Source organism: Actinomadura sp. WAC 06369, assembly GCF_003947565.1.
Lineage (GTDB): Bacteria > Actinomycetota > Actinomycetes > Streptosporangiales > Streptosporangiaceae > Spirillospora > Spirillospora rifamycini.
The window spans coordinates 54941-72494 of the sequence record NZ_QHJN01000011.1; the positions used below are offsets into that span (position 1 = coordinate 54941).

Below are 17554 nucleotides of genomic sequence, written 5' to 3' on the forward strand. Positions count from 1 at the left end.
ATCAAAACCTCTTATGATGAGCGCGCCAGGTTTCCGTGTGCGAAGGGGTCCCGGGTGCGCAAGGCAGTGGTGTTCAGTGCGGCTCTCGCCGCGACGTGCGCGTCGGCCGTGGCCGTCCCCGTGGCGGCGCAGGCCGCGTCGCCCGCACCGACGGCTCCGGGCACCCCCGCACCGGGCACCTCCGCACCGGGCACCGGAACGGACGGCCCGTCGGGCGCGCCGCCGAGCGCCCCGGCGGACGCGCCGACGACGCCGCGGGGCACCCCGTCCGACGCGGCCGACGGCACGGTCACCGCCAGCGCCGTCATGGTGACGCCCGAGCTGCCGCGGACCGAGACGTACTCCTACGGGCCCGACGACCTCCAGCAGGTCGACGCCTACTGGACGACCGCCGAGCGCGGCGCCGCGCCGCGCCCGGCCGTCCTGGTCGTCCACGGCGGCTACTGGCTGCAGGGCGACAAGAGCGCCTGGGAGTACTTCGCGCGCCGCCTCGTCGCCGACGGCTACGTCGTCCTGTCGGCGAACTACCGGCTCGCGCCCGCCGCGCAGTGGCCCGCGCAGCGGACCGACGCGCTCGCGGCGCTGAACTTCCTCAAGACCAACGCCGCCCGCTGGAACGCCGACCCCGAGCGCGTCGTGGTGATCGGCTCGTCCTCCGGCGGGCACCTCGCCACCCAGCTCGGCACGTACGGCGACGGCGGCGAGCGGGTCCGCGGCGTGATCGCGCTGTCGCCGCCGAACGACCCGGAGCTCGCCTACACCGACGGCGGCGCGGCCACCGCGAACTACCAGCAGCGCAAGCTGCGCCGCGCCGTCACCGACCTGCTCGGCTGCGACCCGGCCGACGCCGCCGCCGGGTCGCGCTGCTGGAAGCTGCTCGAGGACAGCAAGTCCGCGAGCCACGTCGGCGGCGAGGACGTCCCGATGCTGCTCATGCACGGGACGGCCGAGTTCGTGCCGGTCACCGAGAGCCGCGGCCTGGCGACCGCGCTGCGCGCCGCCGGGATCGAGGCGACCATCAAGACGGTCGAGGGGTCCGCGCACGCCGCGGCGCTGCTGAACCACCCCGACACCTACCCGATGATCACCGAGTGGCTCGGGAAGCGCCTCGCCCCCGCGGCGCCCGGCGGCGGCACCGGCCCGGAGGACGACGAGGGCGGCGAGCACGACTCCCCGGCCGATCTCCCCAGCGCCCTCCCGACCCAGCGCGCCACCGACGACTGACCGCGCCGCCGGGGCCGCGCTCCGGTCAGCCGTTCCACACCATCAGCACCAGGATCACCAGCCAGATCAGCGCGATGACCCCCGACAGCGCCGCGATCCGGCCGCGCTCCACCTGCGCGACGTCCGCCCCCGACGCGGTGGCGGCCTTCGCGTCCGCGGCCTTCGCGTCGTCGGCCTTCGCGTCCTCCGGCCGCTCCTCGCCGTCGGCGGTCTCGCCCGCGGCGGGCGCGGACGGGCCCGCCGGGACGGCCGCGGCGCCCGCCGTCTCCAGCAGGTGCACCGCCCGCCGCTGGTCGCGGTCCACGATCAGCAGCAGCACCAGCGCGACGATGAACAGCGTCATGGACGCCGACAGCCACATCTGGTCGAACTGCCCGGATCCCAGGAGCATCCCGAACAGGAAGATGCCCAGGCACGCCACGCCGTAGATCTGCGTGGTCCGGTTCAGGTACCGCACGACCGACGTGTTGCCCTTGCGGATGTAGCGCGGCGTGGACATCGTCGCGGCGGTCAGCGGCCCCAGCGTGAAGATCGCGAAGCCGATGTGCAGGATCAGCAGCAGGTGGTCGGAAGTCGACATGACGCCGACCCTAGCCCCCGCGGGCGCTACCTGCGGCCTCGCCGCACCCGCAGGTAGTCGCTCACCACGTACTCGCCGAGCCGCTGCGCGTCCGGCGCGAAGACGCGGCCGCCGTTGCGGCGCGCGACCTCCTCCACGAACGACACCAGCCGCCGGTCGTCGGCCAGCATGAAGAAGTTCATCCCCGCACCGCGCCGCGTCATCTTGTCGACCTCCGCGAGCGTCAGCACCAGCGTCTCGGTGGACGGCGGGTAGTCGAACAGCGAGCGCCCGTCCGGACGCAGGTGCGCGGTCGGCTCCCCGTCGGTCACCACGAGCACGATCGGCTCGAAGTCGGGGTGCCGGTCCAGGTGGCGGCCCGCGATCATCAGCGCGTGGTGCAGGTTCGTGCCCTGCACCATGTCCCAGTCGAGCCCCGCCATCTCCGTCGGGTGCAGGGTCCGCGCGTAGTTCGAGAAGCCGATGATCTGGATGGCGTCCTGCGGGAACTTGCTCGTCACGAGCGTGTGCAGGGCGAGCGTCGTCTGCTTCGCCGCCGCCCACGTCCCGCGCAGCACCATCGAGTACGACAGGTCGACCAGCAGGCAGACGGCCGCGCCCGTGCGCCGCTCCGTCTCGTGGACCTCGAAGTCGTCCACGCCCAGCCGGACGGGCCGCGGCCCCGGCACCCCGCCGCCGCCCGCACCGCCGCCGGGCAGGACGTCCGCGCGCGAACCGTTCGCGGACGGCTCGGCGGGCGCGGGCTCGGCGACCCGTGCGACCGGCCCGGCCATCGCGCCGCGCCGCACCGCGTTGCTCACCGTCCGGACGACGTCGAGGGGCTGCTCGTCCCCGAACCGCCACGGGCGGCTCGACCCGGTCAGTTCGCCCGCCTGCCCGGCGTCGCGCTGGTCGTGGTCGCCGGACCGGCCCGACGCGAGCTGCGCGAACACCCGCCGCAGCGCCGTCTCGCCGAGCCGCCGCACCGCCTTCGGCGTCAGTTCGAGCTTGCCGCGGTTGCGGCGCAGGTAGCCCTGCCGCTCCAGCTCCGCCTCGATCCGCCGGAGCGCCTGCAGGTCGTCGACGGCGCGGCGGCCCAGCGCGCGCCGCACGGCGTCCTCGTCGATGTCGTCCAGCCGCGCGCCCGGGTACTCCTGCCCCAGCGCGGCCTCCAGCTCGGCGAGGTCGGCGAGTTCCGCCAGCGCGGACGTCGCGTCGCCCATGCCCAGCGGGTCGTCGCCGGTCATCGGCTCGGCGCCGCCCCAGCCGAGGTCGGGGCGGCGGGTGCGCAGCGCGTCGCCCAGCCGCGTCATCTCCATCGCGAGGCCCGCGTCCTTCATGGCCTCGTCCATCAGCCCGGCCAGCTCCGCCCGCTGCTCGGGGCTGAGCGACGCCATCAGCCGGTCCATCGCGGCGGCGCGCCGGGCCAGCGCGTCCACCAGCTCCTCGAGGTTCTCCGGACGGTCGGGGAAGAACTCCCCGTACTCGTCCATGAAGCGGTCGAAGTCCTCCTGGGTGTGCTCGCCCCGGGCGTCCTTCTCGAGCATCCCGTTCAGCGCGGCCATCATGTCCTTGACGCGCCGCATCTGCGCGGGGTCCTGGCTCTGCAGGGCCTGCTTCATCCCCTGGAACTGCGCGTCGAGCACCTCGCTGCGCAGCAGGTCCTTCAGCTTCTCGAACGTCGCCCGCGCCGCGTCCGACGCCCACTCGTAGTTCGCCAGCCGCCGCACGGCCTGCGACGTGTCGTCCGGCAGCGTGTCCAGCTCGGCCTCGCGCAGCCGCGCGTCGTCGCTCGGGTCGGGGAACAGCTCGGCGCGCTCCTGCCCGACGGCGGTGTCGAGCAGCGCCCGCGCCTGCTCCAGGGTGCCGTCCAGCCGGCCCCGGTCGCGCAGCGCGCGCCGCCGCTCCCGGACCTCGCGGAGCAGGTCGTCCAGCCCGCGCCCGTCGCGGCCCGGCAGCCCGCGGCGCAGCAGGTCGCGCAGTGCGTCGCCCGCCCGCGTCCCGTCCAGGACCGCGTCGCCCACGGCGTCGAGGGCGCCGCGGACGTCGTAGGGCGGGGCCAGCGGGTCGGGCCCGTCCTCGTACGCGCCGTACCGGTATCGGCTCACAGTCGCGCCCCCAATCGGTGGCCCTCAGGTGCGGTAGGTGCCTCAGGTGCGGTAGGTGGACGTCCCGTCGGCGGCGTCCTTCGACAGCCGCCGGGTGAGGAACAGCCCCTCCAGGGCGAACTCCAGCGCGGCCGCCGCCTGCCCGGGGGAGTCCCCGGACATGCCGAGCCGCTCCATCATCCGCGCCAGGCCCGGGATCTGCCCGACGCGGCGCAGCAGCTCCGACGCCGGCACCAGCTCGCCCGACTCCACGCTGTCGCCCGCGTCGAACTTGTCCAGCAGCCCGCTCAGGTCGGCGGCGCCGAGCGTCCGCCGGTAGGTCTCGGCGACGGCCCGCCGCAGCAGGTGCTCCAGCACCTCCTGCTCGCGGCCCTCCTCGCTGACCTCGAACTCCACCTTGCCGAGCAGCGCGGGCACGACCGCGGGCAGGTCGCACACCCGCGCGACCGCGCGCTCCTCGCCGGTCAGCGCCGCCCGCCGCACCGCGCCCGCCGCGACCGTCTCGGCGCCCGCCAGCGCGAACCGCGCCGACACGCCGGACCGCGCGTCGACCGCCGTCGACTCGCGGACCAGCCGGGTGAACCGGCCGATCACCTCGACCAGGTGGTCGGGCACCTCGGCGGGCACCCCGCCGAGGTCGGCGAAGTCGGACTCCTGCCGGATGAGCTCCAGCTCGGCGTCCAGCTCCAGCGGGTAGTGGGTGCGGATCTCCGCGCCGAACCGGTCCTTCAGCGGCGTGATGATCCGGCCGCGGTTGGTGTAGTCCTCGGGGTTGGCGCTCGCGACGAGCAGGACGTCCAGCGGCAGCCGCAGCGCGTAGCCGCGGATCTGGACGTCGCGCTCCTCGAGCACGTTGAGCAGCGCGACCTGGATCCGCTCGGCGAGGTCGGGCAGCTCGTTGATGGAGAAGACGCCCCGGTTCGTCCGCGGGACGAGCCCGAAGTGCACGGTCTCGGGATCGCCGAGCGTCCGGCCCTCGGCGACCTTGATCGGGTCGACGTCGCCGATGAGGTCGCCGACGCTGGTGTCGGGCGTCGCGAGCTTCTCCCCGTACCGCTCGTCCCGGTGCTTCCACGCCACCGGCAGCCCGTCCCCGAGCTCCTCGGCGAGCCTGCGGCAGCGCACGCACACCGGCGCGTACGGATGGTCGTTGATCTCGCACCCGGCGACGACCGGCGTCCACTCGTCCAGCAGGCCGGCCAGGGTGCGGATCAGCCGCGTCTTGCCCTGCCCGCGCTCGCCCAGCAGCACCAGGTCGTGCCCGGCGATCAGCGCCCGTTCCAGGTGGGGGAGGACGGTCTCGTCGAATCCGAGGATCCCGGGGAAGCGCGGCTCGCCCGATCTCAGGCGGTCGAGCAGGTTGTGCCGGATCTCGGCCTTCACCGAACGCTGGACGTGACCGCTGTTGCGCAGCTCGCCCACCGTGGTCTCGCGGGGTGTGGATGCACGCACGAGATCGACACTACGTGATGAATCGGGGGGGCGCCCCCCCAAACTTTCCCGGGTGCAAGGGGCCGCGTGGTGTGCCGTGCAGGCCGTCGTGTCCGGCGGCCACGTGGGATCGGTGTCCAACGTCGCGACGCCCGGATTTCTCGAGGCGACGGTTTACGGCGGCTTGCGTGATCGTCGCCGAGGGAGAGACCCTGAACCGGGCCACACGTCGCGCGAAGCGCCGGGGGCTTCGAGACAGCACGTGAGGATCGTCGTCCCCGTGCCGGGGGTTCCAGGGGGTCGGCCCGCTGGGCTAACACCCCCGTTCGGGGGGAGACTGGAAGGGTGAACCGAGCCCGATACACGAGGAGGCGGCGCCATGGCTCGATTCGGTGACGGGCTGGCTGTCGGCCCGGATCTGTCCAGTGCCGCCGTGACGGCGGTGGAGGAGGCGCTCGCGCCGCTGAGCGCTGCGCCCGACCTGGTCTGCGTGTTCATCAGCGGGGACGATCCGGACGAGATCGAGGCGGCGGCGCACGGGGCGGCGCTGGCCGCGGGGCCCGCGGTGATGATCGGGTGCAGCGGCGCCGGGGTCATCGGCGCCGGGCGCGGGGTGGAGGAGACGGGCGCGGTGAGCGCGTGGGCGGCGGTGCTGCCCGGCGCGCGGATCGACCCGTTCCGCCTCGAGACGCTGCGGTCCGACGACCGGTTGATCGTCGTCGGGATGCCCGAGGGGCAGGACGACGACGTGGTGGGCGTGCTGCTCACCGACCCCTACAGCTTCCCCGTGGACGCGTTCGTCGAGCGTTCGGACGACGCCCTGCCGGGGCTGCCGCTGGTCGGCGGGCTCGCGGAGGGCACCGGGCCGGGGACGGTGCGGCTGTTCGTCGACGGCGAGGTCCACTCCGACGGGGCCGTCGGCGTGGTGATCGGCGGGTCGGTGGCGGCGGCGACGCTGGTCAGCCAGGGGGCGCGGCCGATCGGGCCCGACATGGTCGTGACCCGCGCCGAGGAGAACGTCCTCTACGAGCTGGCGGGCACCCCGGCGCTGGAGAAGCTCGAGGAGATCGTCATCGGGCTGCCCGAGGACGAGCAGGAGATGGCGGGACGCGGACTGCTGATCGGTGTCGCGATGGACGAGTACGCCGACGAGCACGAGCACGGCGACTTCCTCGTGCGCGGCGTCGTCGGGGCCGACACCGAGAACGGCGCGATCGCGATCGGGGACGTCGTCGACGTGGGCCGCACGGTCCGGTTCCAGGTGCGGGACGCGGGCGCCGCCGAGGAGGACCTCGCGGCGCTGCTGGAGCGGTTCGACATGGCGCCGGTCGAGGGCGCGCTGCTGTTCTCCTGCAACGGGCGCGGGAAGGCGATGTTCGCCGACTCCGACCACGACGCGAAGGTGCTGGACCGCGCGTTCGGGCCGGCGGGCGTCGGCGGGTTCTTCGCGGCCGGGGAGATCGGGCCGGTGTCGGGGCGCAACCACGTGCACGGGTTCACGGCGTCGATCCTGGCGTTCGGCCGCGCGGGGGACCACGCGTGACCGACACCGCTCCCGCGACCCGTCCGGTCCTCGCGATCGACATCGGCGGGACGAAGCTCGCCGCGGCGCTCGTCGAGGAGAGCGGGCGCATCGTCGCCTACGACCGGGCCCCGACGCCGAACGCGCCGGACCGCGACGCCGAGGACCTGTGGCGGGCGCTCGACGCCCTCCTCGACAAGGTCGTCGCGGAGGGCGGCGCGCCCGACCTCGCGGGCGTCGGGGTGGGCTGCGGCGGCCCGATGACGTGGCCCGCGGCGGAGGTGTCGCCGCTGAACATCCCCGCGTGGCGGGGGTTCCCGCTGCGCGGGCGGCTCCGCGAGCGGCACCCGGGCCTGCCCGTCCGGGTGCACAACGACGCGATCTGCGTCGCGATCGGGGAGCACTGGCGCGGCGCGGGCCGCGGCCGCGCGAACGTGCTGGGCATGGTGGTGTCCACGGGCGTCGGCGGCGGGCTCGTCCTCGGCGGGCGGCTCGTCGACGGCGCCAGCGGCAACGCCGGGCACGTCGGGCACGTGGTCGTCGACCCGGACGGGCCGCGGTGCGGCTGCGGCGGCCGCGGGTGCCTGGAGGCGGTCGCGCGGGGCCCCGGCCTCGTGGCGTGGGCCCGCGAGCACGGCTGGCGGGCGGACGAGCCCGGCGGGACCGGCGTCGAGCTGGCCGCGGACGCGCGGGACGGCGAGCCGGTCGCGGTCGCGGCGATGCGGCGCGCCGGGCGGGCCCTCGGCATCGCGATCGCGTCCGCGACGCACCTGTGCGACCTGGAGGTCGTGGCGATCGGCGGCGGGGTCTCGCAGGCGGGGCCGCTGCTGTTCGACCCGCTGCGGGAGGCGTTCGACGCGCACGCCCGGATGGAGTTCGCGCGCCGCCTGGAGATCGTCCCGGCGGCGCTCGGGCAGCCCGCGGGCCTCATCGGCGCCGCCGCGCTGATCTTCGCTCCCGGCCGTTACTGGAACGCGGACTGAGCCGTTACCGGGCCGTGGGAAGATCGGCGCATGGCTCCCGTGACCCTCGACGACGTCCGCGCCGCCCGGGATCTGCTCACCGACGTGATCGTCCCGACGCCGCTGATCCGGTCCCGGGCGCTGTCCGAGGCGATCGGCGGCCCGGTGCTGCTGAAGTGCGAGAACGTGCAGCGCACCGGCTCGTTCAAGATCCGCGGGGCGTTCGTGCGGATCGCGCGGCTCAGCGACGCCGAGCGGGCCCGCGGCGTCGTCGCGGCCAGCGCGGGCAACCACGCGCAGGGCGTGGCGCTCGCGGCGTCCATCCTCGGCTGCCGGGCGACGGTGTTCATGCCGGCGGGGGCGCCGCTGCCGAAGGTCGCGGCGACCCGCGGCTACGGCGCCGAGGTGATCTTCCCGGGCCCGACCGTGGACGACTGCCTCGTCGCGGCCGACACCTACGCCAAGGAGCAGGGCGCGATCCTGATCCACCCGTTCGACCACCAGGACGTCGTCGCCGGCCAGGCCACGATCGGCCTGGAGATCCTGGAGCAGTGCCCGGACGTCCGGACGGTCGTCGGGCCGGTCGGCGGCGGCGGGCTGATGGCGGGCGTCGCAGCCGCCATCAAGGGCGTCGAGAAGGACGTCAAGGTGGTGGGGGCGCAGGCGAAGCGCGCGGCGGCGTTCCCGCCGTCGCTGGCCGCCGGGCGCCCCATGCGGATCGAGACGCAGGCGACGATGGCGGACGGCATCGCCGTGGGCCGTCCGGGCGACCTCACCTACGAGCTGTTCACCGAGCTGGTCGACGCGGTCGTGACCGTGTCGGAGGAGTCGATCTCGCAGGCGCTGCTGCTGTGCCTGGAGCGGGCGAAGCAGGTCGTGGAACCCGCCGGGGCGGCGGGCGTCGCGGCGCTGCTCGAACACTCCTACGCCGTCCGGACGCCGGTGGTGGTGCTGCTGTCGGGCGGCAACATCGACCCGCTGCTGCTGTCGAAGGTGCTGCGGCACGGCCTCGCCGGCGCGGGCCGCTACCTGGTCGTGCGGTGCCGCCTCAAGGACCGTCCCGGCGCCCTGGTGACGCTGCTGGGCGAGCTGGCGGAGCTGGGCGTCAACGTGCTGGACGTGATGCACGAGCGGATGGCCGCGCGTCTCCACGTGGAGGAGGCCGAGGTCCTCATGCACCTGGAGACGCGCGGCGCCGACCATTCCGAGGACGTGATCGGCCGCCTCCGCGAGAAGGGCTACACCCTCACGCTGAGCTGACCTACAGCGCGGGCTTGCCCGGCGAGTACAGCCAGGTCTTCGCCCACGCGCCGAGGTCCTCGCCGGAGACCCGCTCGGCGAACCGGACGAAGTCCTCGGTGGAGGCGTTGCGGCCCTCGTAGGCGGACGGCCACGCCTTCAGGAACCGGAAGAAGTCGCGGTCGCCGATCTCCGCGCGCAGCATGTGGACGGCCATCGCGCCCCGGTCGTACACGGCGCCGTGGAAGATGTTGTCGCGGCCCGGGTCGGACACGACCGGCGTCCACAGGCCGTCGTCGGCGGGGGCGGCGTACACCTCGTCGAACGACGCCTGGACGGGCTTGCCCTCGAACTTCTCCGCGTACAGCCACTCGGAGTACGTCGCGAGGCCCTCGTTCATCCAGATGTCGGCCCAGCGCTCCGGCGTCACCGAGTCGCCGAACCACTGGTGGGCCTGCTCGTGCGCGACGAGCCCGGCGCTCGGGATCGCGCCCGGACGGTGCCCGAGGTCGTACACGGGCCGTCCCTGCGTCTCCAGCGCGTACCCGAAGCCGCCCTTGACGACGATCCCGCCGGTCGACCGGAACGGGTACCGCCCGTACATCGCCGACTGGAAGTCGAGGACGTCACCGGTCAGCTCGTGGAACTTCTTCGCGTTCTCCGGCGAGACGCCCTGCCGCTCGTCGGTCGCCGTCAGGTTCGGGACGCCCCGGTCCGTGCGGCCCTCGAGCACGTCGTACCGCCCGATGGCGATCATCGACAGCTCGCTCGCCATCGGCGCGCGCATGTCCCAGCGGGTCGTGGTCTTCCCGCGGCTCGTCCAGACGCCGCGCAGGTCGCCGTTCGACAGGGTCGTGAGGCCCTTCGGCGCCGTCAGCGTGAAGGTGTAGGTCGCCTTGTCGGTCGGGTGGTCGTTCACCGGATAGACCGTCGCGGCGCCGAACGGCTGGTTCACCATCACCGCGCCGTCCGTCGTGGGGATCCAGCCGGACGTGCCGAGCGCCGGGTCGTCGACCGTCTGCGGGACGCCCGCGTACGCGACCGTCACCGTGAAGGCCCGGTTGCGCCGCAGGCCCCGGTCCGGGGTGATCTCGAGTTCCTGCGCGCCGGTCCGCGCGAACCTCGCCTTCCGCCCGTCCACCTTCAGCGAGGAGATCTTCAGCGGGCCGAGGAAGTCGAGGTTGAACCGGGACAGGTTCTGCGTGGCCTTCGCCCGGATCCGGGTGACCGCCTCGATCCCCTTGGTCTTCGGGTCGTACTCCAGCCGCACGTCGTAGTGCCGGACGTCGTAGCCGCCGTTGCCCATGTCGGGGAAGTACGGGTCGCCCGCGCCGGGCGCGCCGGGGGTGAACCGGGCGGCGGCGCCCGCGGGCGCCGCCGTCACCAGGACCGCCGCCGCGGCGCCCAGCGCCACCGCCGTCACGGCTCTGTGCGCTCTGCTCATGGACCTCGCCTTCCTTCGACGCCTCTGTCGCGATCAAGAATTTCCTCGCCGGGGCGCCGGATCAAGCGCGGGACGATCTCATCTTGCGATCATCACGGCCGGGAAAGGCCAAGGTCGGGTCAAGGGCGGGCGCCCGGAGGGCGTCCGCCGGGTCAGCGCGGCGGGCGGCCGCGCTCGTAGAGCCACGCCCGGAAGAGGGAGTCGAGCCGCTTCCCGGAGACCCGCTCCGCCGTCTCGACGAACTGCGGCGTCGTGGCGTTCGTGTTCTTCTTCTCCTTCGTCCACGTCTTGAGGATCTCGAAGAACGCCGCGTCGCCGACCTCGGTGCGCAGCGCGTGCAGCGTCATCGCGCCCCGGTCGTACACGGACCGGTGGAACATGTCCTTGCGGCCGGGGTCGCCGGGCGGGACGTCCCACAGCTCGTCCCCGCCGGTCTCGTACAGCCGGTCGAACTGCTCCTGCGGTGCCGGGCCGCCGGACCGCTCGCCCCAGATCCACTCCGCGTAGGACGCGAAGCCCTCGTTCAGCCAGATGTCCTTCCACCGCGTGACGCTGACGCTGTCGCCGAACCACTGGTGCGCCAGCTCGTGCGCGATGAGCGTCGGCGTCACGCCGTACGACCCGTACACCGGCCGGGTCTGCGTCTCCAGCGCGAACCCGACGGCCGCGTTGTCGACGATCCCGCCCGACGACGCGAACGGGTACGGCCCGAACAGCTTCGAGAACTCCTCGGTGACCCGGATGTTCTCGCGGTGGAAGCCGTCCAGGCTCGTCGACGAGGACGGGTCGGCGGCGGAGATCACCGGGACGCCCGACGCGGTGGTGCCGTTGCGGAACGCGAACTCGCCGACCGTCACCGTCGCCAGGTAGGTCGCCATCGGGTTCGCGACGTGCCACTTCGAGGTCGTGGTGGCGCGCGCGCCGATCGGGCTGACCGCCGGTCCCGGCGCGCCGCCGGGCTCGCCGGGCGTCCCGCCGGGGGTCCCGGGGGTCCCGGGGTCCGGCTCCTGCGGCGCGCCGGGCGGCCCGCCGCCGGGGGACCCGCCGCCCGGCAGCGACTCGGGGGTCCCGTTCGCGACCGCCGTCAGGCCCGCCGGCACGGTGATCTCGAAGTCGAACAGGGCCTTGTCGGACGGGTGGTCGTTGCTCGGGAACCAGGTCTGCGCGCCGCTCGGCTGGCACGCGACGAACACGCCGTCGGGCGTGCGGATCCACCCGTAGGTGCCGAGGACCGGGTCGTTCACCGGCTCCGGCGTCCCCGAGTACGCGACGACCGCGGTGAACTCCGCGCCCTTCTCCAGCGGCTCGGCCGGCGTGATTTCCAGCTCCCCCTGGGCCCGCTGCGTCCGCGCGGGCGCGCCGTTCACCGTGACCTCCGCGACCTTCAGGTCGGTGAGGTCGAGGTTGAACCGGGCGAGCCGCGCGGTCGCCTTCGCGGTGATCGTCGCGGTCCCGGACAGCTGCTCGGCGGCGTCCGGCATGATCGTCAGCTTCAGCCCGTAGTGCTGGACGTCGTACCCGCCGTTCCCGTCGCCCGGGACGTACGGGTCCCCGGCGCTGGTGGGCCCCGCCGGGCCGGTCGCGGCGGCGCCCGGCGCCCGCTCGGGGGCGTCCCCGCCCGGGAGCTGGCACGCGGTCAGCGTCCCGGCGGCGGCCAGGGCGGCCACCCCCGCGACGCCCCGGAGTGCGGCGCGCGCGCCTGGACGACGGGGGCTGCGGTCGTGTCCGGCCATGTTCACGCCGTCAAGCCTGCCCGGACGGGGACGCGCCCGGCAACTCGGATACCCGGCGGAACCGCCGTCAGCGCATGGCGTAGGGGTTCGGCGCCCGCGGATCGGCCTTGACCACGACCGTCCGGGCGATCTTGTCGTGCAGCGCCTGCCTGCGCCGGTCCCACAGGATCCACAGGACGTCGATGAACCCGATGCACCCGCAGATCCCCCCGAGCACGCTGTAGAACGCCGACCGCGCCGCCGCCTGGCTCGTCGCGATCGGCCCGCCGTCCTCCTCCCGCACCACCCGGATCCGCAGGAGCATCTTCCCGAGCGTCTGCCCCCACTTGGCGTGCATGAGCCAGAAGTAGAGGAAGCCCACGATGATGGCGATCAGGTTCGTCCACACCTGCATGCCGTTGTAGGCGTACTCGCCGGGCTCGGGGTCGACGACGGTGTCCCAGTTGACGAACGGCAGCGAGATCAGCCCGGAGATGATCGACAGGACGACGAGGTCGACGATGCCCGCCCCGAGCCGCGCCCACCGGCTCGCCAGCCCGGCCGCCGGGTCGATGTACTCGTTCGGCCCGCCGCCGTATCCGGGAAGCCCGCCGTACTGCTGACCGCCGGATGGGCCGCCGCCATAGGACCCCGGGTACGGCGGAGGCTGCTCCCCGTACCCCTGCTCCCCGTACCCCGGTTGCCCGTACCCGCCCTGGCCGTACTGCTCCTGCCCGTGGCCCGGCTGCCCATAGCCGGGTCGGCCGTATCCGGGTTGGCCGTACTGCCCCTGTCCCTGCCCATAGCCGGGTTGCCCGTACCCCGGTTGCCCGTACCCGGGCTGCCCCTGTCCCGGCTGGTCGGGCCGGTCGGGGCCGGGCTCGCCGGGCTGCTCGGGCGGGGGTCCGTGCCCCTGCCCCTGCGGCCGCTGCTCGGGCGGCGGCCAGTCCTCCGGTTCTCCCCCGGAGCCGGGGTCGTTCGGCCGATGCGTCATGACGTTGACCTGGGCCGAGGCGCCCCCCTCCAAACGTGGCCGCGTCCGGGGCGCGGGAATGTTTACCGGCGGCTGAGCAAAGGTTGTCCGGAAGGTCCCGGCGTCATGACTTCTTGTACGGGTCGGCCGTCCACGGCGTCACCTTCACGACGACCGTTCCGGCGACCTTGTCGTGGAGCGACTGGCGCTGCCGGTCCCACAGGATGAACGCGTTGTCCAGCGTGGCGAGGACGCTGACGGGGAAAGCGGCGGCGGGCACCGTGAAGTTCAGGACGACCGTGACGATCGAGATGCCGTACACGAACGCCTGGCGGCCCGCGACCTGCCCCCAGCGCACCGCGGAATGGTCGGCGGCGCTCACCAGCCGGATCCCGCACGCCCGCTTGCCGAGCGTCTGCCCCCATTTCGCCTGCGTGATCGTGTAGTAGGCGAAGCCGACGACGAAGACGATCACGTATCCGGTGAGCAGCACCGGGATGTTGTAGACCTCCATCGGGTCCGTGATCGGCTCGCCGGACTCGACGATCTCGGTGAACCGGTCCCAGCGGATGGCCGCCAGCATGATCGGGACCATGAGGACACCGAGGATGAGGCTGTCGAGGATGGCCGCGCCGAGCCGGGCCCAGCGCCCGGCCAGCATGTCCTCGGGCGCCATGTGGCCGGGCGGCGGCCCGTATCCCGGAGGCCCGTATCCCGGAGGCCCGTAGCCGGGCTGCCCGTGGCCCGGCCGGCCCTGCGGCGGGACGCCGTAGGGCTGCTGCCCCGGGTGCTGCGGGGGCGGTCCGGGCGCCGCGAACCCCTGCTGCCCCGGGGCCGCGCCGTAGACCCCCTGGTAGGGCGGCGGACGGTCGTCGGCCGGGGCCTCGGGCGCGGGCGCCGCGGCGGCGTCGGGGTTCTTCGAGAGGTCGGGCGCGGAGGCGTCCGGGCCCGCCCGCTCGTCGTCGCCGGGGCCGGGGTTCTGTGGCGGTTCGCTCATGGGCACACAGTGTGCCCGTTTCCGGACGTCCCGGGCACCGCCGCGCGAGCGGCCGTCCGGCCCCGGACACGACCGGACCCGGTCCGGCGCGTCCGGGGCCGAGCGCCGTCAGAGGTTGCCGCGGCGCTCCTGCTCGCGCTCGATCGCCTCGAACAGCGCCTTGAAGTTGCCCTTGCCGAACCCGAGCGAGCCGTGCCGCTCGATCAGCTCGAAGAACACCGTGGGGCGGTCCTGCACCGGCTTGGTGAAGATCTGCAGCAGGTAGCCGTCCTCGTCGCGGTCGACCAGGATGCGCCGCTTCTGCAGCTCCTCGACCGGGACCCGCACCTCGCCGATGCGCTCGCGCAGCTCGGCGTCCTCGTAGTAGGAGTCGGGGGTGTCGAGGAACTCGACGCCCGCCGCCCTCATCTGGTCGACGGCGGCCAGGATGTCGTTCGTGGCGAGCGCGATGTGCTGGACGCCCGGCCCGCCGTAGAACTCCAGGTACTCGTCGATCTGCGACTTCTTCTTGCTCTCGGCGGGCTCGTTCAGCGGGAACTTCACCTTGCGGGTGCCGTCCGCGACGACCTTCGACATCAGCGCCGAGTACTCGGTGGCGATGTCGTCGCCGATGAACTCCGCCATGTCGGTGAAGCCCATGACCCGGTGGTAGAACTCGGCCCACTCGTCCATGCGCTCGACGTTGCCGACGCAGTGGTCGATCGCCTGGAAGTACCGCTTCTCCGGCGGCTCGACGATCGGGCCGGCGGCGGCGAAGCCCGGCAGGTAGGGGCCGGTGTAGTTCGAGCGGTCGACCAGCGAGTGGCGGGTCTCGCCGTAGGTGCGGATCGCGGCGATCGTCACCTTGCCGTGCTCGTCCTCCAGGACGTGCGGCTCCTCGATCCCGGTCGCGCCCCGGGCGAGCGCGTGCCGGTAGGCCGCCTCGACGTCGGGGACCTCGATCGCCAGGTCGACCACGCCGTCGCCGTGCTCGGCGACGTGCCGGCCGATGTCGGTGCCGGCCTTCACCGGCCCCCGGAAGACGAACCGGGCGCCGCCCGACTCCAGCACGTGCACCGCCTCGTCCGGGCTGCCGTTCTCCGGGCCCCGGTAGGCCACGCGGCGCATCCCGAAGGCGGTCGAGTAGTAGTGCGCCGTCTGCTTGGCGTTGCCGACGGCGAAGACGACGGCGTCCATGCCCTTGACCGGAAACTCATCCATGCCACCCAATGTCCATAGTCGCCTACAAGGTGCGCAAGAGAGTCTCAGATCACTGGGCAATCTGTAGAGTGATGCGGCAGACCGGTCAAACTATCTGTGCAATGTGACCACGACCACAACAACCCCGGGAGGGCACCGTGCCGATCGACGACCTGGACGGCCGGGTGATCGAGCTGTTCACCGCCGAGCCGCGGATCGGGGTGCTCGAGGCGTCCCGCCGCCTCGGCGTCGCGCGCGGGACCGTCCAGGCCCGGCTCGACCGGCTCGTCCGCGACGGCGTGATCGCCGGGTTCGGCCCCGAGATCGACGCGGCCGCGCTCGGGTACGGCGTCACGGCGTTCGTCACCCTCCAGCTCCGGCAGGGCGGCGGCCACGACCCGGTCGCCGCGCGCCTCGCCCAGGTGCCCGAGGTGATCGAGGCCCACACCATCACCGGGCCGGGCGACATGCTGTGCCGCGTCGTCGCGCGCAGCAACACCGACCTGCAGCGCGTCATCGACGCGATCGTGGAGGTCGCGGGCGTCGAGCGGGCGTCGTCCGTCATCTCGCTCGTCACCCAGGTGCCGTACCGGACGCTGCCGCTGGTCCGCGCCGCGTCCGGACGCCCGCAGGCGGAGCGCGCGGGAGGGGCGCGGCCCCGGCCGCCCCGCTGACGCGTCCGTCCGGCTCCGCCGGGAAGGGCCGGGAAGGGCCGGGAAGGGCCGGGAACGCGAGCGGCCCGCCGCCCCGGAAACGGGGACGACGGGCCGAACTGCGTTCTCCCGGCGGTGGGTGGCCGCTCAGGCGGCGCCGTACGGGGTGGCGTCGAGGATCTCGACGGTCATGTTCCGGCCGTTCGGCAGCGTGTAGGTGGCCTTCTCGCCGACCTTCTTGCCGTTGATCGCGGAGCCGAGCGGGGAGTTGGGGGAGTACACGTCGATGGGGGCGCCGACCTCCTCGCGGGACGCCAGCAGGAAGGTGACCTCCTCGTCGTCGCCTTCGAACGTGACCGTGACGGTCATGCCGGGGCCGACGAGGCCCTCGGTGCGCGGCGCCTCGCCGACGCGGGCGTTCTCCAGGATGGCCTGGAGCTGGAGGATCCGGCCCTCGATCTTGCCTTGCTCCTCCTTGGCCGCGTGGTAGCCGCCGTTCTCGCGCAGGTCGCCTTCCTCCCGCGCCGCCTCGATCTTCTGAGCGATCTCGATGCGGCCCGGGCCCGACAGGTGGTCCAGCTCCGTCTTGAGCCGGTCGTACGCCTCCTGGGTCAGCCAGGTGACGTCCTTGTCAGCGCGGGTCTCGGTCACGGGTACTCCTCATCACATGGTTCGATCCTCGCTCGCCCACCGGTGGGAGAGCGTCATCGACATGAAGTGCGGCCGGGTGAAACCTCTAGCCTATCCGGTGTGTGCGGGTAAAGGTTCCCTGAACTCGTCGTCGGCAATCCGCCAATCACGGTTCGGCATCGGCCGCGGTATTCGCACGGGTGCGCCGGGCCGTTTCGCCGCCGCGATCCCCATGCCCAGGCCGGACGCGTCCATGCGCCGGCCGGTCACCGGTCCTCAGCGCCCGCCGGGCCCGCCGGTTCCACGGACGTCCGCCCGGCCTGCGCTCATCCGGTCGTCTTGGCGCACTGGTGAATGCGCGCGCCGGTCGCCTCCCGCGGCGTCCGCAGCGTCTCGGTCCCCGTCGCGCCGGACTTTCCGGCGGGCACCAGGATCGTCTTCTCCGCGAGAATGTTGAAGTCGGTGTCGAACGCGTCGATCGTGCACCGCACGGGGTCGCCCTCCGGCTTCGCCACCGAATAGCTGATCTTCACGGTGTTCTCGGTGATGTCGTAGGCGACCGTCTGCGACGCGACGCCCGGGGTCGTCGAACCGGCGAACCCCGCGATGATCCCGAAGCCGCCGGCGGCGAGCACCACCAGCACGCCGATCACCACCAGGCCGATCCGTCCCCGGACGGTCCTCGCCCGGTCGGTCGGTTCCTCGGCGGGCGCTGCGGCGTCGGACACGCTCGTGGTCATGGCGGGAATCTCCGTGCGGGGTGCGACGTTGTCAGGGACAATTCTCGTCTGTCGTGGCGCGTGCTCCGAACCGGGGCCGCTTTTCACGGCCCGCCGTGTTCGCTGAGAGGGAGATCCCCAGGTGTCCGAGGTCATCGACGGTACGACGCTCGACCGCCCGTCCGGCGGGAACGAGCCGCTG

General features: G+C 73.5%; 15 protein-coding genes. 5 read left to right on the plus strand and 10 right to left on the minus strand.

Going from position 1 to position 17554, the window contains the following annotated elements; all coding sequences use genetic code 11:
• The first annotated feature begins 54 nt into the window (after positions 1-54).
• Positions 55-1224: an alpha/beta hydrolase gene (locus tag DMH08_RS05050; RefSeq protein WP_233617400.1), complete on the plus strand. Its 1170-nt coding sequence runs from the start codon at positions 55-57 to the stop codon at positions 1222-1224.
• 25 nt (positions 1225-1249) lie between these two features.
• Here DMH08_RS05050 and DMH08_RS05055 read toward each other — a convergent pair whose 3' ends face one another.
• The 3 genes from DMH08_RS05055 to DMH08_RS05065 are packed head-to-tail and all read right to left on the minus strand — an operon-like array spanning position 1250 to position 5343.
• A complete protein-coding gene (locus DMH08_RS05055; protein ID WP_125612013.1) occupies positions 1250-1804 on the minus strand; it encodes a hypothetical protein in 555 nt (184 codons plus the stop codon).
• 26 nt (positions 1805-1830) lie between these two features.
• On the minus strand, positions 1831-3891 hold the full coding sequence (locus DMH08_RS05060; RefSeq protein ID WP_125612015.1) for a vWA domain-containing protein: 2061 nt from the start codon (positions 3889-3891) through the stop codon (positions 1831-1833).
• 42 nt (positions 3892-3933) lie between these two features.
• Positions 3934-5343 carry a sigma 54-interacting transcriptional regulator gene (locus tag DMH08_RS05065; protein ID WP_125612017.1) on the minus strand — a complete coding sequence of 470 codons (1410 nt, stop codon included), beginning with the start codon at positions 5341-5343 and terminating at the stop codon, positions 3934-3936.
• A 358-nt stretch (positions 5344-5701) separates the two neighbouring features.
• Here DMH08_RS05065 and DMH08_RS05070 point away from each other — a divergent pair, with 358 nt between their 5' ends.
• Genes DMH08_RS05070 through ilvA form a run of 3 tightly spaced genes read left to right on the plus strand, consistent with a single transcriptional unit; the run spans position 5702 to position 9066 of the window.
• Positions 5702-6865, plus strand: coding sequence for an FIST signal transduction protein (locus DMH08_RS05070; RefSeq protein WP_026402193.1), 1164 nt, complete (start codon positions 5702-5704; stop codon positions 6863-6865).
• Positions 6862-7827, plus strand: a complete 966-nt coding sequence (locus DMH08_RS05075) for an ROK family protein (protein WP_026402192.1) — start codon at positions 6862-6864, stop codon at positions 7825-7827. The genes DMH08_RS05070 and DMH08_RS05075 overlap by 4 nt, the downstream gene beginning before the upstream one ends.
• A 30-nt stretch (positions 7828-7857) precedes the next feature.
• Positions 7858-9066, plus strand: coding sequence for a threonine ammonia-lyase (gene ilvA, locus DMH08_RS05080; protein WP_026402191.1), 1209 nt, complete (start codon positions 7858-7860; stop codon positions 9064-9066).
• 1 nt (position 9067) lies between these two features.
• Here ilvA and DMH08_RS05085 read toward each other — a convergent pair whose 3' ends face one another.
• The 5 genes from DMH08_RS05085 to hppD form a co-directional block, all read right to left on the minus strand.
• A complete protein-coding gene (locus tag DMH08_RS05085) occupies positions 9068-10489 on the minus strand; it encodes a M1 family metallopeptidase (protein ID WP_125612019.1) in 1422 nt (473 codons plus the stop codon).
• 152 nt (positions 10490-10641) lie between these two features.
• The gene (locus DMH08_RS05090) at positions 10642-12222 is read right to left on the minus strand and encodes a M1 family metallopeptidase (protein WP_125612064.1); all 1581 of its coding nucleotides are present in this window, start codon (positions 12220-12222) and stop codon (positions 10642-10644) included.
• A 67-nt stretch (positions 12223-12289) separates the two neighbouring features.
• Positions 12290-13195, minus strand: a complete 906-nt coding sequence (locus DMH08_RS05095; protein WP_125612021.1) for an RDD family protein — start codon at positions 13193-13195, stop codon at positions 12290-12292.
• Positions 13196-13298: 103 nt separating this feature from the next.
• A complete protein-coding gene (locus DMH08_RS39955) occupies positions 13299-14171 on the minus strand; it encodes an RDD family protein (RefSeq protein WP_158642251.1) in 873 nt (290 codons plus the stop codon).
• Between the two features lie 108 nt (positions 14172-14279).
• Positions 14280-15371 carry a 4-hydroxyphenylpyruvate dioxygenase gene (hppD, locus tag DMH08_RS05105; protein WP_051300579.1) on the minus strand — a complete coding sequence of 364 codons (1092 nt, stop codon included), beginning with the start codon at positions 15369-15371 and terminating at the stop codon, positions 14280-14282.
• Positions 15372-15508: 137 nt separating this feature from the next.
• Between hppD and DMH08_RS05110 the strand changes: the two genes are divergently transcribed.
• Positions 15509-16024 (plus strand): Lrp/AsnC family transcriptional regulator, encoded by a 516-nt coding sequence (locus DMH08_RS05110; RefSeq protein ID WP_125612025.1) that lies wholly within the window; start codon positions 15509-15511, stop codon positions 16022-16024.
• 126 nt (positions 16025-16150) lie between these two features.
• On the opposite strand, the gene greA is transcribed toward DMH08_RS05110, so the two are convergent.
• The gene (gene greA, locus DMH08_RS05115) at positions 16151-16654 is read right to left on the minus strand and encodes a transcription elongation factor GreA (protein ID WP_026402186.1); all 504 of its coding nucleotides are present in this window, start codon (positions 16652-16654) and stop codon (positions 16151-16153) included.
• A gap of 305 nt (positions 16655-16959) precedes the next feature.
• The gene (locus DMH08_RS05120; protein ID WP_051300577.1) at positions 16960-17373 is read right to left on the minus strand and encodes a DUF4307 domain-containing protein; all 414 of its coding nucleotides are present in this window, start codon (positions 17371-17373) and stop codon (positions 16960-16962) included.
• Positions 17374-17554 lie beyond the last annotated feature (181 nt).

Excerpts from the sequence above, each read along its gene's own strand:
- hppD (WP_051300579.1), bottom strand. The coding sequence starts at position 15,371 with ATGGATGAGTTTCCGGTCAAGGGCATGGACGCCGTCGTCTTCGCCGTC.
- DMH08_RS05120 (WP_051300577.1), bottom strand. The coding sequence starts at position 17,373 with ATGACCACGAGCGTGTCCGACGCCGCAGCGCCCGCCGAGGAACCGACC.
- DMH08_RS05095 (WP_125612021.1), bottom strand. The coding sequence starts at position 13,195 with ATGACGCATCGGCCGAACGACCCCGGCTCCGGGGGAGAACCGGAGGAC.
- DMH08_RS05090 (WP_125612064.1), bottom strand. The coding sequence starts at position 12,222 with ATGGCCGGACACGACCGCAGCCCCCGTCGTCCAGGCGCGCGCGCCGCA.
- DMH08_RS05055 (WP_125612013.1), bottom strand. The coding sequence starts at position 1,804 with ATGTCGACTTCCGACCACCTGCTGCTGATCCTGCACATCGGCTTCGCG.
- DMH08_RS05085 (WP_125612019.1), bottom strand. The coding sequence starts at position 10,489 with ATGAGCAGAGCGCACAGAGCCGTGACGGCGGTGGCGCTGGGCGCCGCG.
- DMH08_RS05070 (WP_026402193.1), top strand. The coding sequence starts at position 5,702 with ATGGCTCGATTCGGTGACGGGCTGGCTGTCGGCCCGGATCTGTCCAGT.
- ilvA (WP_026402191.1), top strand. The coding sequence starts at position 7,858 with ATGGCTCCCGTGACCCTCGACGACGTCCGCGCCGCCCGGGATCTGCTC.
- DMH08_RS39955 (WP_158642251.1), bottom strand. The coding sequence starts at position 14,171 with ATGAGCGAACCGCCACAGAACCCCGGCCCCGGCGACGACGAGCGGGCG.